We start from the raw sequence: 17,875 nt of genomic DNA on the forward strand, positions 1-17,875 counted from the left end.
TACTATGAAATATATTAAAATAAGTCTTTACAGCATTCTTTTATTATTTCCTTTACTGTCTTACACACAGGTAACGGGAAATGACTGCAATTGTATAAAAATCAAACTTGAACCTGAACAAGAATACGTTCTAAGTGCTTGGGCAAAAGAAGATGGCTATGAACAAAAAATTTCATACTCCAATCCTAGAATCGAAATAAAATTTTATGATCAACAGTCTAATCTTTTGGAGGAGTACAGTTTTTTTCCAAGCGGATCAATTATAGAAGGCTGGCAAAAAATCTCTCAAAAATTTGTAGTTCCGATTGGTTATACCAGAATTGAGTTTATTTTGAAAAGCAATGATGTAAGTAGTGCTGTTTTTTTTGATGATATAAGAATCCAGCCATTTAACTCCAGTTTAAAATCGTTTGTATACGATCCAGTTTCTTTAAGGCTTATGGCAGAACTAGATGAAAATAATTATGCTACTCTTTATGAATACGACAAAGAAGGTGGTTTAATACGTGTCAAAAAAGAAACAGAACGTGGTTTTTATACAATACAAGAAACAAGATCCAAAAACTCGATTTCAGATTAGATTCCATTGATAGCTATGATTGAAAAAAAATATTTGAAGCATGTTGTTGTAATTGTACTCATTTTTTTGGGAGGGAACATTATTGGCCAAACCTCTGAAAAATTATTGAAAGAATCTTTTGAAAGCACATTTGGAAAACAGGAATTTGAGGTGGAGACTAATTATCGGCTTTACAAAGGCATGGAAGGCACCAAGGTTTTTGAAAATTATTCAGGCATTAACGCAAAGAAAGGAAATAGTTTTTATCAAAAAATTGGAGCAATGGAATTGCTAATTGGTGATAATCTTTTCGTGAAGTTAAATCATGAAGATAAAGAGATAACTATTGGTGTTTCTAATGAGGATTATTCTAATAATATGTTTATAGATAATGTTTCCCAATTACTCAAATATTATTGTGAGGGATTGATAATTAATGAAAAAGGCTATGAGGTGATTGAAATGTATGCCAATCCTGAAAAAAACAGCGACATAGCGAAAATGAAAATATATACTAAAAATGGTAAAATTATAAAACAGGTGTTTTATTTATCCCAGGTCAAGGATTTCTCTATCTATGAAGAAAAAAAATCAGAAAAACTATATGATGTTGCCCGACTTGAAGTGGAATATCGAAATATCAAATATAAGACAACAAATAGCTTCTTTGAAAAGGAACGCTACTTTACCATAAAAGATAACAACATTATTTTGGGGAAGGAATTCAAAGATTTTGAATTTTTTCCCGCTAACTAACCAAAAACAATATTATTATGGGAAGCGAAAGAACCTGGTTAATCCACGACCGCCAACTTTTATATACGCTGGTTTTTTTATTTAATATTCTATTTATATACAATTCTTACGGTCAGGAATTTGATTTCAACCCTTCTGGTGGACCAATTCAAATAAATACCATTTCATTACCTACTACACCAATTGATTTTATCGATCCCGAGGTTTCAATAGGAGGTCATGTTACCAAAAACTTTGATGCCTATATAAAAGTTTACATAGATAACGATCAGGGACCATATATACCATATCGACTTGTTTTATCTACAAAGATTACTCCCTATAATTCAGCTGGTATTCTGCAACCAAGTCTTGAATATAACAAAACATTTACGGTTGAATACAATCCCAATTCGTTATATGGGAATTTTACGGATTTAATCGACCATCAGATTAAAAATAAATATGGCATAAGAGTCAAAATCTTGAGCTACACTTCTTATAATCCCAACAATAGTACTATCAGTACTCCTAACAACGCTTATATATTATTGGGTTTTCGAGGAGAGAGATATTATGAACTTTCTTCGACAGTTCCCACCCCAGCTTCTACCCCGTTAACAAATGCCGTAAGAATAGATTGGCAAAGTTCAGGAATCCCAGGAGCCATTGAATATGATGTAGAATGGACTTGGGTAGATAATTATGATCAGACGGCATCCCAGATAAGTATGACCAATAGAGAGTTTGAATTGAATAGCACAAGGATTCAGACAAAAGAAACCTCCTATACCATTCCCTTGATTTATTCCCAAGGCTATTTAATTTATAGGGTAAGAGCCATAGGAAGGTTCCTGACTTCAACTTCAACATACAAATACGGTCCTTGGAGTGGACTTCCAGCTCCTCAGAATGTTTCCGAATGGTCCAAAATACAAATTAGTGTCGCCCACGAAAATAAAAAAAACTGGCAGTTTCAGTCCAGTTATGCAGAGGGCGGGAAAAGAAAGGATGTGATTAACTATTTTGATGGCACGCTAAGAAATAGACAAACTGTAACAAAAATTAACAGTGACAACAATGCCATTGCCGGAGAAGTAATATATGATGCTCAAGGTAGGCCAGCAGTTGAGGTACTCCCCGTCCCCACAGGAGACAACAATATACACTATTATGAGGATTTTAATTTAAACCCAACGAGCGATGTTTATACCTATAATGATTTTGACTTTGATGCGGTAAATGAAGATTGTGAGGTTGAATTAAATGGCATGAACCCTGTAAAGGGTGCTTCAAAATACTATAACAAATCTACCACCGGAACCAATACATATCAGGATTTTGTACCATCATCTGTAGATCCCACAGATCCGACACAGGCATATCCCTTTTCTCAAATTGAATATACGCCTGACAATACAGGAAGGATTCGCAGAAAAAGTGGCGTTGGCGTTACCCATCAACTGGGAAGTGACCATGAAATGCAATATTTCTATGGGCAGCCCAACTCTTCCTTCGAATTGAATAGATTGTTTGGTTTTCAGGTAGGAAAATTGAGCCATTATAAGAAGAATGTGGTGGTGGATCCCAATGGTCAAGTGAGTGTAAATTATATCGATCCACAGGGGCGTACAATAGCTACGGCACTTGCTGGAGGAAATCCTGCTAATCTGGTAGCTTTGGAAGATGAGATTGATAGTGAAGAAGAGCTACATGGCTATATGATTGGAGACCTTCTGAATAAACTAAACCCCAACGCACCTGATACGGAAGAAGACAATAACATTAAATATACCACAGGAAATTATGGAATGAACTTCGACGGATTGAAGCTAAACAAGAGCATAGTTGTTATCGAGAATAATTCAGATTATGAGTTTGATTATAGTCTGGCTAATTCAAGTCTATATAATTTTCCCGAATGCCCCGAAACATTTCCTTATGAATATGACCTTGTACTCAGTTTAAAAAACGATTGCGGGGAAGCATTTCCGGAAATCAGTAAGAAAAGAGTAACCGATACGATTATAAATATTCAAGAGACGTTAAATCTCGATGAGTATAAAATCTATAAAGACCTTCGGGTAAGTAAAGAAGCATTGCAAGAACATTGGGAAAGTTTTCTTGAAAGTGCCAGTCAAGAAGGAGGATGTCTTTTGAATATAGATGATTTTATGTTGGAGATAAACTGTAATAATTTAGATTGCAGTGTTTTAGATGACGAGCTAAATGTGTATCTAAAGTCAAATCTTGAAACGCTATTTGGTACAAACCCCGCCCCATATATAGAAACTGGAGGACAAATTATTGCCAATACAGCTTTGGATCCTGAAATCTATGATCAAGTGGTTGCCGCAATAGACAATCTTACAGATGTCTATCACATTATTGAAGAATTATGTCAGGAAGTTGATACTCACAATGTATATGAAAGTATCTTGATTGCAGATTTTTACCGAGGAGGACAATACGCCAATGACGCAGTTGACTCAAATGGAGAAATAACAGATCCTCTTAGTGTTTTTAATAATAATAATATCCTTTATCGTAACGGCACCATCAATAATCCTGCAGATCCAAACCTAAACTGGTCTTGGAAACACCCAATACCAAGTTACCAAACTGATGGCGACGAGGCCTTAATACAATTGCATTTTGAGAATGGCGAATGGCTGCCGGAATATACTGGCAATAGAGATTCAGAAAATAGAATAACTCCGCAGCAATTGGTGAATGTTGTAGACTTTCTTGCTTTTTGGGACAATGATTGGGCTGCGGCCTTAGTACCTTACCACCCCGAATATAAATATACATTATATACTGAAGATATAAGTAATTCTGAAAACGGCAACAATCAACTAAATTCATATAACTATACCACATATCTTAATGGAATTACCACCTATGATGATGCAAAAAACAATAAAGGCTTTTTTAGTTCAAATGAATATGAATTAATGAATGGCGATGAATTCTTTTTCAAATCTTTTTCTGGAGAAATCGCAGCTCATAAAACAGCACGATTTAATTTAATGCAATATGCCATAGGAACAGACTATGAGGCAAGCGGATATTCAATTTTGGAGGGAGCGTATGTTCTTGCAGAATGCGGAAGCCTTTCCAATGGCAGCGGATATCCTATTCCCTCCAGTTATAGTGCATTATTAACTGCAATAGATGCACTCAGTACAGAAAAAAAAGATCAACTGTGGCATCAGTACAAATCATCCTATTTTGGTTTAAAAGAGCGGCTGTATTATGTATTCCTTACAATCCATGCTCAAAACGAAGGAGTACACAACCATTGCTTGGGAGGGTATAGTGGCTCGGAAGATATATTGGATGTATTGAGCAATTATGATACTTCTACTATCAGTGGCTTTATAAGTGGAGACGGTGCTTCATCGCTCTGCACTATAGCAGGGGATTCGTATAATTTCAAAATTAAAAGATTTGTGCCGATTGACTATTTATACGATTCTCAACAATATGCTGATGATGCAACCATATTTTTGGAAGAAATCCTATCAAGTAGTGAAGAGGATATTTTTGCAGAAACTGGTATGTGCGCCATGCAGTTCTACCAACAAATATTTTTGGATGGCTTATTTTCAGATGGTGATGTGGGAGCTATTTTTAGTACCAACGGCATGAAATATACAGGAACGTATTTTGTTCCTGGGCTGTTTGAGGCGCTTGGGGGTGCTCAAGGAATTCCAGATCCTGTAAATATTAATGGAACTATCACTTCCAATTCATTAACCATAGATACCAACATTCCCGGGGAATGCAATAGCCCAATAGTTTTGGACCTGCCCCTTAGCCCAAATTGGAACTCTTCCCACAATTGGGGTAACTACGGCAGTTCGTGGAAAATTATTGAGATGTCACAGTATTATTACGATACTTCAATAATAGACCCCAATAAATATCATTTCGAAATTTTGGGGAAAGTGGAAATTAGTGGAGTGGTTAAGGAGTTTGTTTTTAAAGGGAGTACATGCTTGCGGTTGGATTGTCCTTGGGTTTGTACAGATCCCAGCCAAACATCGTCTCTTCCTGATTTTAATCCATACCCCCTTTGTTATGATAGAAGCGAAAATTATCAAAATTATGTTGATGCAGCGATAAATGAATTAATGATATACGGGAAAAATAATTATTCAGTTCTTTTGAATAATTCAGTCCCTTTATTGAACGCTGTTTCTTGGTCATCACGTGAAGCCATATTAGACTATCTTAGAAAAATTCCGATTTATGAAAATGTTGATTCTTGTGGTACAATTTTTTCTGAGACGGATATTCTAAACACTTCAATAAGAAGAACTGATGAAGTAGGAAATAATGACTATTTTGGTTTAATTATTGGTGATGTATTTATACCTCTACTCGTTAATGATTTTGAGCTTTTTAATATTTTAGATTATAAAATACCTCCTATTCCTCTTTGGGATTACTCTCCTTTCTCTTATGGTTCTATAATTACAGTTCAGGAACAATCAGGGGTAAACTATCATAAAGAATCTTTAATTTATAAAAATTATAATTATTCCACGAATTCAACTACAACTAATATTTGCGGTAGTCAATGGAGTTTTGATTGTGACAATGGTTTTTTAAATCCGATTCCTATTCAAGAGAGTGAATCTGAATCATTTTCTGTACCCCAGCAAATTTTAAATATCTCAAATTATTATTTGGGAAAGAAATCCAGTTATATTTCAAGTGACTTATTTAACTGTCCAGGTTTCGATGTCAATCAAATTAAACAAAATTTTGAAAATGATTATACTGCACTGTTAAATGAAGTAATACCAAATCCAAATAATGTAATTGCATTAGGTTCAATTCCAGAATATACAGATTTTTTAAAGGAGTTATTTACTGTATCCTTTTTATATAATGGATTAATTTATGAAGATTCTAATTTTAATCCAGATCAGGCCGTTTTTGTAAAAAATGGACAGTTTTTTCTTCCAATGAGACCTGATAGGTATACCTCTGGAATTTATTTTCCACAACTAAATATATTTTATCACTTCCGTGAAAGTGGCAATGTTGAAATAGATTTTAATGAATTTCAACATATTAATTCCATTTCTTTTAATACAGGAATTTCAAACGATTTTTCCGAGCCCTATTACTATTTAAACTTATATGATTCTAACTTCAGTTATCAAGATCCATCAAATTCCCCTCAGAGTATCCCAATAAAATCTGGATTTTATAATCCAAAACAATCGGGTGAAACGATTAGTTATAAAGAACTTTATTTTAAGGTTTGTGATAATGAATTGCCTCCCTGCCCTTGCACCCAACAAACCGTTGCCCCCCAATCCTGTAATGAAAAATTTGACGCTTATATAAATGGGCTGGGGCTGCAACAAAATTCTTCTGACATATACGTATCGAGTGTTATAGCTGGATACGAGGAACCTTACTTTTTTAATGAGGAATATTTCTGTGGCATGAACTATGCCTACATTACAGATAATTATCTATACTACATAACCACAAAAGGGGTAGATAGCACCTTACACCCATATTATTTATCCATTGGTGAGTTTGGGGACACGCTTCTGAACTATGGTTATGATGATCCAGAGACACCACAAAATGATATGATCGCCATAATTGATGGATTTACAGATCCAGCAACTAAATCATGGCAAGATTATGTAAATACAATATACTTCGAAAATGTATTATGTGTACCCGCTCCTATGATTCCTCACATAGACATTGAGATTCCTGAGCCCGATGATCCTTGTGAATTGTTATTGGGCAATATTACGCTTGCCTATGCCCAAGAAAACTACCTCGATTATCTTGAGACCATCAGGCAACAGTTTGAAACAGGATATATTAATGGTGCCATAAGTAATGCGGTGGAAAATTACACCATGCGCTATCCAGATAAGGAATATCAATACACGCTATATTATTATGACCAAGCCGGAAACCTTATCCAAACAATAGCTCCAGAGGGAGTGAAACGTTTAGGGAAGGGAATGGACGAAAATGCAAAGGCAACCCTCAATGCTGCCATAGACGCAGATATTGCTAATAACACCAGTAATACAACTCTGCCTCAGCATGCATATCGTACCCAATATCAATACAATTCATTGAACCAATTAGTTTGGCAAAAAACACCAGATGGAGGTGAAACCCGCTTTGGCTATGACGATTTGGGTAGAATTATTGCTTCACAAAACTCTGAGCAGAGCAATGAGAATCCACAGCTTATTTTGGCAGAGGAATATCCTGGTAGTTTTGCATTTTCCCAAAATGGCAATACCATTACAAAAAGTGGAAATAACTGGCGCGGTGGCTATGGTATTGATATATTGGAAGGCAATGGCTATGTAGAGCGTACCCTCCTTAATAATTATACCGAAAATACTTTGATTTATTTGGGATTGAGCTATGCCAGCAATCAAGTGGTTTACCCCCAGACACCAGCCTCAAATACCTATGGTACTATTGATTACTTTATTTATACTTATTTAAGTGGTTTAAATCCAAAGGTGTCGTTTTCCAAAAAAAACAATCCAACTATTTCTCCTTCGTTCTCGTATTCCATTGGCGATGTTTTAAAGGTTGAACGCATCAACGGGCAGATAAAAATGTACCAAAATGGAGTTCTTAAAACGACATTTACAGAATCCCATCCGGGAGAGCCCATGCGAATCGACTTCGCGATGTTTAATAATAATACCAAAATCAACAACTTAAAGCTAATAGACTATGGCGCCGATATTGAGCCAATTGAAAAATTTAGCTACACCAAATATGACGCCTTAGGCAGAATTGTGGAAGCTGGAGAAGTTTTGCCTGCCCTCGATGATTATAGCATTTCGAATTATGGAAAATTAAATTATAACGTAACTCCTGTAAATGGATTCGATGGACTTCTGAACAAACGGGAAGTAACAAGGACCTATTATGATTCTCCAGTTCCTATAGCCAATATAAGTACGACTATAGATCCAATCCAGAATTCGGATGATTTATTTGATAACTATAACGAATTGACCGCTAGAAATAGAGTTACAGGTATTCTTTATAATGAATTTTTGAACCCTGAAATAGTAGCAGCTGGATTTTTCGATAATGGTATTTTTTACAATTATGACATCCATGGAAACGTTGAGAATTTGGCAACTTATTATACGGAGCTAAAAAGCAATAACTCCTTATCCTCACAACATATTAAAAAGATAGATTATAAATATGACCTCATAAGTGGGAATGTAAACAATGTCGTGTATCAAAAAGGTAAGACAGATCAATTTATACATAAATATAATTATGATGCCGACAACAGAATTACCTCTGTTTCAACATCAAAAGACGGTGCTATATGGGAAAATGATGCTTCTTATAAATATTATCAACACGGTCCTTTGGCTAGAACAGAAATAGGCGACAAAAAAGTTCAGGGAACGGATTATGTCTATACCCTTCAAGGATGGCTCAAGGCAGTGAACGGAGAGTACATCAGCAATCCAGACAATGATTTTGGAAAAGATGCAACAACTTTCAATCCTTTAATTGCAAAAGATGCATTTGGATACTCGCTTTCTTATTTTGATGATGATTACAGCCCACGAGCAACGACATCTTTTACAAATGGAGGTTTAAGTGTTTCTAATAATTCTAATATTCAACATAGCGATAAGGATTTGTATAATGGAAATATAAAAGAAATGATTACTAGTTTAAGACAAGCTGGTAATCAAATGCTTAACACACAGATCAATAATTATCAATATGATCAATTAAACCGCATAAATTCCATGAGATCTTTTGGTATTGCCGGTTCTGCATTTTCAGGTACTATTTATGACAGTTATTCATCAGATTACAGATACGATAGAAATGGTAACCTTGATACACTTTTAAGAAAAGTATTCAACCAGTCCGCGCCTACTAGTCCCCCAATAGCTATGGACGACTTTAAATATAATTATAAGGAAGGTTCTAACCGTCTTAATCTTGTTAAAGACAACGTTAGCGGGGATCCTTTTACGGTTGATATTGAGGACCAAACAATTGCAGGTGTTCCGTATAATGAAACCAATCCGCAATCCCATAATTATATTTATAATGCGCTAGGGCAGTTAATTATGGACAAGGCAGAGAAAATTAGGATTGATTGGCGTGTAGATGGTAAAGTGGACAAAGTAAATAAATATGCAGACAATTCATTTGGCGAAATAGTTGAGACCATTCAATTTGAATATGATGGGCTTGGCAATCGTATAGTAAAAAAAGTTATAGATAATTCCATAGATGAAGTTCGAGGCACCCATTATGCACGCGATGCCCAAGGAAATGTGCTGAGTGTGATAGAGACGCTTGCCGATGAAGAAAATATAGCCAATCATACTTTTACAAGTATAGGAGTTAAAGAACAACATATCTACGGAAGTAGTAGATTGGGCATAGAAGAACAGAATATCGCAAGTGTTGACATAGATATTTCGGGGCTCGACGGTACAAGTCCATTAGCACTTCAATTGGACAATGGAACCCAAGGATCATGGTATGCTGGTTATATTGATAATGAGACAGACCACTCTCCTATCAATTATAAAATTTCAGCAAAAATTATTCTTTTGGATGCTATTCCCGTGAATGATTCTCTTAAGATAGGGAGATTTGCCTTTGCCAATACAAAAGTGAACAGTGCAACAGACACGCTATCTAGGGCGAACAGGCTTGATTTATTTATAAGAAATTCGGGGGGTGCCTATTATGCTGATTTTTATACAACTTCAATCACCCAAGGCCAAACAAGAGAATTGATAAATATAATTTCCCAAAATGGTATTTCTGAAACTGATGTATTAAGTAAAGGGATCGATTTTGAAATAAATACAAATTTTGATCCTGAAAACGATAATCTTTTGGCAAGATTAAAGATAAACGACAGTACATATTCACAGAATAATGGGATAAATATTTTGACGGAAAGTTATGCCTCTACAGATCCAGTTGACGTGACGGAACATTCATTAATTGGTGGTTTTGGCAGTACCCGCTTTCAGATTAGAGATCTTAACTATAGATTGACTACCCAATATAATACCTTGGAAGATTATTTTTCATTACAGGAAGGAATTGGCGAACCTATAAGTAAATTAGGATCCATTGAAATGGACATTAATGCACAGGATGAGTTCTGGGCGGCTAGTATTTTTAGTGATGACGGGTTGGTTCTTTACACTTATGGACGAAAAATTGGAGATAGAAGATACGAACTCAGCAATCACTTAGGAAATGTACTCTCCGTGGTATCAGATAAGAAGATACCAACCTTGTCTGGTAGCACATTACAATACTTCAACCCAGATGTGAAGGCGTATAATTCTTATTTTCCATTTGGTATGTTACAGCCGGGAAGGCACGCGAATACGCCTGACTATCGTTATGGTATGAATGGGATGGAGCTTGATAATGAAATCAAAGGGGAAGGGAATAGTTACGATTTTGGTGCGAGAATGCTAGACCCTAGAGTTGGGAGATGGTTTGCTTTAGACAAAAAACCGAAAGCTGACCAATCAAATTATGTTTTTGCAAGGAATAATCCAATTATTTTCAAAGATCCTGACGGAAAGGATGACTATTATTTTGACAATTTTACCAAAGCTATTTATATTATTCGAAATGGAGAACCCAATCGCTATTTTGTAACGAAATATGTGTATGAGAGTTTTAAAGGTTCCCCGCTATCATTTGGTACGCCTGTTACGACACAGCATAGTATTAATTCTGACGAAATTAGAGGCAGAACAATAAGCAGTAATAGTGTATTTCTTGATGCCCTGAATCATTCTGCAAGTTCGGAGCACCGTAAAAACACATATGATTCTTATCAAAGTTTCGATCCAGGGAATGTAATTATTGGAACATTGGCTGTGCCAGCAGTGATAATAGGCGCAGCAGTAGCCGCCCCAGCTGTTGTTGGTGAACTTGCTTTAGTTGCTGAATCTGCCCCAATTTGGCAGAGTGCGTTAAGTAGTGGGTTTACGATTAATTCTACAGGCGCAGCCGTAGTAGGTGGCACATCAAGCTTTTTTGGACAATATATAGGGCATGGTTTTAGTCTTGATGATATAGATTATGGAGATGTTGGTTTAAGTACAATATCTAGTGGTTGGACATCAATTTTTGCACAAGCTTATACCAATTTTACACTTGAAAATGGACCTACAACAAATAGTGTTCAAACAACTGCTTTAGAAATCACCTTGGGATCAACCAGAGCTGGTCTTAGCAAAGAACTTAATAATGCTGGAAGTGATTTATTTAATTTATCCCCATCTTTAGGCACTTTTATGGAATCATTAGGCAATACCGCTTTAGAAGGAGGAACTAATGTAGTAGGGCAAGAGATTGAAAGCACAAGTGATAACAAAGATGATAAGCCATAATCAATTTGAAATCAGATAGCCAAAAATACGTAGTTCTGATAGTTTTATTACTGTTCGCGGTACTTATGGTTTATAGATATAATTATGTAAATGAGATTAATAAAAATCCTGTATCGGTAGTAGGTATGGTTTATGAAATCTCAATCTCAAAATATACTGTACATAATGTAAAGTATAAATATTATTATGAAAACCATTTATATGAAGGTTCTAGTAAGGTTGATTCTGATGGGAGTGAAAGATTTATAGGTAATTTTTACGAAATAACAATTTCAAAAGAAGACCCAAAAAAAAATCAAATCAACTTAAAAAAACAAATATTCGATACTAAAGAAATAACTAAATCAGGTTTTAATGTCAAAAAATAAGCTTAGAAACGAGATAATTGTATCACTAATTTTAGGAATAGTGATCTATATGATATTGTCCTTAGTTTTTAAATAAATCTGTTAAAAATCAATCCATCTCGTTGAGCACTCCCTTGAGAGTGGTCTTGAACTTTCTTTTGGAGATAAAGGCATCAAGGATGGTAAAGATGGTTTTTTGTTCCTCCTTGTCAAGGCTATCGATAAGCGTTACCCGTTCCATCAAAGTCTTGTCGAGCGAGTGCACTTCCTTTAGGTCTTCCACACCCGTAAAGAGCTCCGCCATAGAAATACCGAGAGCCTTTGCAATTTTCTCTACCGTAGATATAGATGGATCGGTCTTGCCGTTCTCAATGCGTGAGTATTGAGCCGCCCCCATCCCAATGGCTGTAATAACCTCTTTTTGAGAAAGACCCTTTACCTCTCGAATCCGCTTTATATTGTCGCCTATTTTCATATTGTTGCTTAATGTTACAACAAAGCTACGTTTTAAAGCCCTATTTATCAATTTAGACATCGTTTGTAAAATTATATTTGCTTAATAAGGCAAATATATATAAATTTGCTTAATTGATTGATAAGGCAAAAAATAATATGGCTGCGCTAAATACAGAGAACCCACTCCACCTAACCTACAAAAACGACCTTGTGAGCATCGCAGTCTTGGGCGGTATCAAGTTAGAAGCACTGGAGCGATTGCGAGGAACATTAAAAGTACAGCTCAACAAAAGCGCACGCCCACCGCTAAGGCACAACCTAGATTTATACAGCGACACCCAGCTCGACAGGTTTGCAAAAAAGTGCGCAGAAAAATTAGAGATCGGCGCAAGTTTAATATCTGCATCCTTTTACGAACTCATAGAGGAACTTGAAAAATACAGGCTATCGCAGATCAAAGAACGGGAAGAAAGAGCCAAGCCAACTACCATAGAACTGACCACCAAAGAACAAGAAACCGCCATCAATTTTTTAAAGGAACCCAATCTATTAGAAAAGACCAATGATCTTATTGGAAAAAGTGGTGTTATTGGCGAGGACATCAATAGGCAAATAATGTATTTAGTTTTTACAAAAAGAAAGCAGCAACAGCCATTGCACGTTATCAGTTTTGGGAGCAGCGGAACGGGAAAAACCCACCTACAAGAAAAAGTAAGTGAATGTATGCCGCCAGAAGATATTATCGGTATCACAACATTATCAGACAACGCCTTTTACTATTTTGAAAGAAAAGCACTCTCCCATAAAATTATCATCATCGAGGATCTGGACGGTTTTGTAGGTGCATTATATCCCTTACGTGAACTACAGACCAAAAAGAAAATAGTAAAGACCATTGTACGCAAAGACAGCAACGGCAAGACAAAAACAGAACATTTAATAGTGGAAGGCCCCGTGTGCGTTGGCGGTTGCACCACCAAAGAGGGTATTTATGAAGATAACGCAAACCGTAGTTTTCTGCTCTACCTAAACGAAAGCAATGCCCAGGACCAAAAGATAATGGACTACCAGAGGCGGGCAGCCTCGGGAAACATCAACCCGCACCAAGAAACAGAAGTGCAGGAATTTTTACAGAACGTCCAGCGCGTTTTAAAGCCCGTAAAAATCATCAATCCTTTTGCGGAAAAATTGGTATTACCAGAATCCGTATTCAAACCAAGAAGAACAAACTCACATTACCTGCAATTTATTGAGGCGGTTACTTTTTACCATCAGTTCCAAAGGGAAAGCAAGTTCGATAAAAAAACAGGAGAAGAATATATTGAGGTAACGATTGAAGATATAGAAAATGCAAATTATCTGCTAAAAGATGTGCTTTTAAGAAAGAGTGATGAACTCACGGGCAGCTGTAGAAATTACCTCGAAGATGTAAAGACATATTTAAAATCACAGAAAAAGAAACAATTTAACGCCTTTGAAATCCGTAAAGCTTTACGAGTTCCCAAGACCTCACAATGGCGCTACCACAGGCAATTGGAAGATAGCTACCTCATTAAGAAAGTAAAGAAGAAAGACAAGCAAACTAACCAATATCAAGTCACAGACGAAAAGGAATACCAACAAATGGAAGCACAGATACAAACGGTATTGGATGACTGCTTAGAGCATATAAAAAAATCTGTCTGCGGCGACTCGCCGTGTTCCAGTGTTCCAAAGCGTTCCAAATCCAAAGTGGAACGGTCAACCAAATAAATATCAAACGTTTAGCCCGACCGTTCCACAGTTCCACCAAAAAGGGTATGCGGGCATAGTTTTCTAAAGCTACAATTATGGTCATAAACGATTTACAAAACGATAGTTACAGCGCACTGGCAAAAGGATTTAAAGCATGGCTCGATGTATTGGGCTACAGCAATAGTATGAAAAACAACTATCCCAAAATGCTCTGCGAGTTCCTCTACCATCTTGAAAAAAAGAACATCAACCAACTGGCATATATAAAGAAAGAACATATCACGATGTACTATGCACACTTGCAACAAAGACCAAGCAAGACACGAGACGGCGCATTAAGCAATGCCTATTTAAACCAACATCAACAAGCACTAAAAAAATTTAGGGAATATCTAAAAAAGCACGGAGCAATGCCTTTTGTCCTTCCCATCAAAAGGGAAAAGGCAAATGATAGTATTATAAAAGTCGCTACACTGGACCAGATAAAAATGATGTTCAAAGCTACAGACGAGAGCCACCCAAAAGAGGAATATAGAGCAGCACACAAAGCACTATTAGTGTGTTTGTATAGTCTTGGACTACGGGCGCAAGAAGTCTGTCACATCGAGCTGAAACATATCCATTATGAACGAGCCTACATTTTTGTGGCCAAAGGGAAAAATTACAAACAACGCTATGTTCCCATCAATGCCTACAATCTGAAAATATTGGAAACATACAGATATGATGAGCGGTATAAATTTAAGAAAGCACCAGAGAGCAAATACCTTTTTTTATCAGACCGCTCTTTAAAACTGCATTATACAACCATCCGTAATTACTTACAAACCATCATTGAAACAACCAATAACTACGAACTCAAAAAACTGGCGCTAACGCCCCACTCGATGCGCCACAGTATCGCCACGCATTTTTTACAAAGTGGAATGCCATTAACAGATATACAAAGATTTTTAGGACACAGTAGTTTAGAAAGCACACAAATTTATACCCATATTTTAAACGAAAAATAAAGATGGAATATACAGAATACCTAATCCGTGAAGGTTACACCACAAATACCCAAAACCATTTTAAGGAACGATTGCAATTATATAAAAGTTGGTGCAAGAAAACAGGAAACGAAATCACTCAAATGCGTTATGAAATCTTCTTGAAATACATCGCCTATCTAAAACGCAAAGGATACCAGCCCCAGACCATCAGCAACCATTTAGCGACTTTAAAAAATTACTATAGTTTTTTAGAAATCTATCACGCCACAACAAACCCGACCGAGGATATTACTATGAGAGGAGCGATTAATAAAGTCGTTTACAATCCACTGAGCAATGACCAATTGGAAGATATGTACTATCGTTTTCCAACGGAAAACATACGGTGCTCAAACCATCGACTGTATGCAAAGAAAAATAAAGTCATTGTCGGTCTAATGATTTATCAAGGGCTCAATGCCACTACCATAAAACAATTAAGAGAAGAAGACTTTGATCTCTACAAAGGAAAGTTAAACGTTCCCAGTACCTTGCGAAGCAATGAACGGGAACTGCCCCTGCAATCGTGGCAGCTGCTCCCGTTGTTGGAATATATAAATGAAGTACGTCCAGTGATGTTGGCGCACAACTACACAAGCATATCCGAAGAACACTTTTTTGATGCTCCAAAGCAGATAAACAATGTGTTGATGTTGAATATCAAAAAGCTGCAAAAGATCAATCCACAATTAGAGAGTACAAACCACTTGCGGAGTAGTGTTATTATTAATTGGCTAAAACAATACGATCTTAGAAAAGTACAATATATGGCAGGGCATAAATACATCAGCAGCACCGAAAAATACCAAGAGAGCAATCTGGAAGAATTACAGAAGTCCGTTGAAATGTACCATCCACTGCAATGAAAAACCCGTCTGAATCCCCACAGGATAAAAGCCAGATTATTGCCGAAAAGGCAAAAATCCCCTGTCTTTTATCCTGTTCCGCTTGCCACCACTTCTATGGTTTTTATGTCACATTTTTTGTAGCCAACGCACAAACAGCACATTACTTTTTTAAGAAAATTTAGTTGTTTAAAGAAAGCTGTAATCTTAAAAAAGTAAAGAGCTGCGCCAACGCCACAAAACAAAAAATCCGCCATAAAAACCATCCCAAGCCAAGTTACATAATAGTAGTTATAATAGCTTCCCTTTTGGTTGCCTGCGGCGCTCTTTATTGTTGCGGGTGTAGTTATAACTGCTATTATGTAAAATGTCCGCTCTGCCAACGCTCTTTGCCCACGCTGCTGCCAGCGCACTACGATTGTTAATATTTATGCTCAATCGCCGCATAAGTGGCTATCATTTTTAAAAGCCGAAGATTGCCTTTGCGCTCAAAAATCCACCGCCTAAATCTTCATCTTTTTAAAACGTCAATCCCACTCGGATGGAAAATCCTTACGGGAATACAATCCAAAAAAGCCAATCCGCTGAAGTTCGGGCAAAACCCGAGCGGACGGGCCTTTTTTGTTGGGCGTTCCGATAAGTGAAGTACAGCGATGGAAGGAGCGTTGGCGGTGCTTCGCTTATCGGAATGCTTGCCCAGCGGCAAAGAGCGACACCCAGTTTGTCTTTTGTTTAAAGTTCAAAGGTTTATTGTTCAGTTCGGAAGTGAGCGTTGGGCGTAGCGGCTATTTTACATAGTTGTATTATAGAAAAGATTGGGCAGAGTTCGGCTGTAGTCGGCTGTTCTATAATGCCCAATTATGTAAATATAGCTTTGGAAAGCACTACTGCCACGCCACTTTTTGCAACGGTTTTTACCACTTAAAAATCAATGACGAAATCAAAAACTGTTGCCGTGGCTTTTGGTGGCTGTAGTGCTGTGCGGCTGTAAGGGAGCAGGGCAAGAACAGGGGCTTTTTGCTTTTCCGCAAAAATCTGGGCTTGCCCTGCGAGGGCTTTACCTTCCAAATCTATCAACCCAGTTTTTAGAAAAAAAATCAAGGAAATCTTCATCAAGGAAACCTTCATCAAAACTGGCTTTACATCTTTTAACAGGGAAGAAACCTTGCGTAATTTTGCAGTATAAATACTGTTATTCAAGTAGTTGAGAATTAAAACAACCTTAAAAAAACTACTGTCACAACTTAACCGAAACCACTGTTTTACCTTCGTGGGAAAGGCTCGTAAACTGTTGTCCTTTTTTTATTTGAACAAAAATTAAACTTTTGGGAAATCCAAAGATATATGTAACAAGGCAAAGGGTACAGCGAATGAAACCTAAAAACCTTACTGACATTGTTAAATAAAAACAACGTGATATAATAATTTAAAAAAATAGCTGATTATGGGCAAAAAAAAGAAAAACACGAATGAGAACCAAATCCAATTAACGTTGCCGAGCTGGTGGAAACTACTGATAATTGCTGTAGTAATAATAACAATTTTTAGAATAGACCCGATGACGGTTCTCGAAGCGATAAAAGACATCGCAAAACATTGGCTGAGTGGATAGAATGAGTATATTTACGGTACGTTCTTTAAAATACAATTTTGGTCAAAAGCGTGCCAGGAGAGATGAACCGCTCTACGTGAAAAACTGTTGGTTGAGCAATCATTTAGGAAA

The 17,875-nt window shown here is 36.6% G+C and carries 11 protein-coding genes; 8 read left to right on the plus strand and 3 right to left on the minus strand.

The window, feature by feature from the left end:
* The first annotated feature begins 4 nt into the window (after positions 1–4).
* From ESU54_RS11420 to ESU54_RS11435, 4 genes are read left to right on the plus strand one after another with little or no spacing between them, the layout of a single operon-like run.
* Positions 5–580: a carbohydrate binding domain-containing protein gene (locus tag ESU54_RS11420; protein ID WP_111844852.1), complete on the plus strand. Its 576-nt coding sequence runs from the start codon at positions 5–7 to the stop codon at positions 578–580.
* Positions 581–595: 15 nt separating this feature from the next.
* Entirely contained in the window at positions 596–1,315 is a 720-nt protein-coding gene (locus ESU54_RS11425; protein ID WP_111844851.1) for a hypothetical protein, read from the plus strand.
* A 17-nt stretch (positions 1,316–1,332) separates the two neighbouring features.
* Positions 1,333–11,736, plus strand: coding sequence for an RHS repeat-associated core domain-containing protein (locus ESU54_RS11430; RefSeq protein ID WP_146848126.1), 10,404 nt, complete (start codon positions 1,333–1,335; stop codon positions 11,734–11,736).
* Between the two features lie 5 nt (positions 11,737–11,741).
* Positions 11,742–12,104, plus strand: a complete 363-nt coding sequence (locus ESU54_RS11435; protein ID WP_146744002.1) for a hypothetical protein — start codon at positions 11,742–11,744, stop codon at positions 12,102–12,104.
* Between the two features lie 88 nt (positions 12,105–12,192).
* Here ESU54_RS11435 and ESU54_RS11440 read toward each other — a convergent pair whose 3' ends face one another.
* Positions 12,193–12,558: a helix-turn-helix domain-containing protein gene (locus ESU54_RS11440; RefSeq protein ID WP_111844921.1), complete on the minus strand. Its 366-nt coding sequence runs from the start codon at positions 12,556–12,558 to the stop codon at positions 12,193–12,195.
* A 113-nt stretch (positions 12,559–12,671) separates the two neighbouring features.
* Here ESU54_RS11440 and ESU54_RS11445 point away from each other — a divergent pair, with 113 nt between their 5' ends.
* The 3 genes from ESU54_RS11445 to ESU54_RS11455 all read left to right on the plus strand — a co-directional run bounded on the left by ESU54_RS11445 (position 12,672) and on the right by ESU54_RS11455 (position 16,173).
* Complete coding sequence (locus ESU54_RS11445; protein ID WP_200830111.1) at positions 12,672–14,291, plus strand: hypothetical protein; 1,620 nt, start codon at positions 12,672–12,674, stop codon at positions 14,289–14,291.
* A gap of 77 nt (positions 14,292–14,368) precedes the next feature.
* Positions 14,369–15,286, plus strand: a complete 918-nt coding sequence (locus tag ESU54_RS11450; RefSeq protein ID WP_111844848.1) for a tyrosine-type recombinase/integrase — start codon at positions 14,369–14,371, stop codon at positions 15,284–15,286.
* A 2-nt stretch (positions 15,287–15,288) separates the two neighbouring features.
* A complete protein-coding gene (locus tag ESU54_RS11455) occupies positions 15,289–16,173 on the plus strand; it encodes a tyrosine-type recombinase/integrase (protein ID WP_111844847.1) in 885 nt (294 codons plus the stop codon).
* Positions 16,174–16,241: 68 nt separating this feature from the next.
* Here the strand turns inward: ESU54_RS11455 and ESU54_RS11460 are convergent, their stop codons facing one another.
* Positions 16,242–16,565, minus strand: coding sequence for a hypothetical protein (locus ESU54_RS11460; RefSeq protein WP_111844846.1), 324 nt, complete (start codon positions 16,563–16,565; stop codon positions 16,242–16,244).
* Positions 16,566–17,073: 508 nt separating this feature from the next.
* Positions 17,074–17,352 (minus strand): hypothetical protein, encoded by a 279-nt coding sequence (locus ESU54_RS11465; RefSeq protein WP_111844844.1) that lies wholly within the window; start codon positions 17,350–17,352, stop codon positions 17,074–17,076.
* A gap of 244 nt (positions 17,353–17,596) precedes the next feature.
* Between ESU54_RS11465 and ESU54_RS17845 the strand changes: the two genes are divergently transcribed.
* Positions 17,597–17,764, plus strand: a complete 168-nt coding sequence (locus tag ESU54_RS17845) for a hypothetical protein (RefSeq protein ID WP_160113284.1) — start codon at positions 17,597–17,599, stop codon at positions 17,762–17,764.
* The last annotated feature ends 111 nt before the right edge of the window (positions 17,765–17,875 follow it).

The organism is Aequorivita antarctica (genome assembly GCF_007997155.1).
In the GTDB taxonomy this organism is placed as follows: Bacteria; Bacteroidota; Bacteroidia; order Flavobacteriales; family Flavobacteriaceae; genus Aequorivita; species Aequorivita antarctica.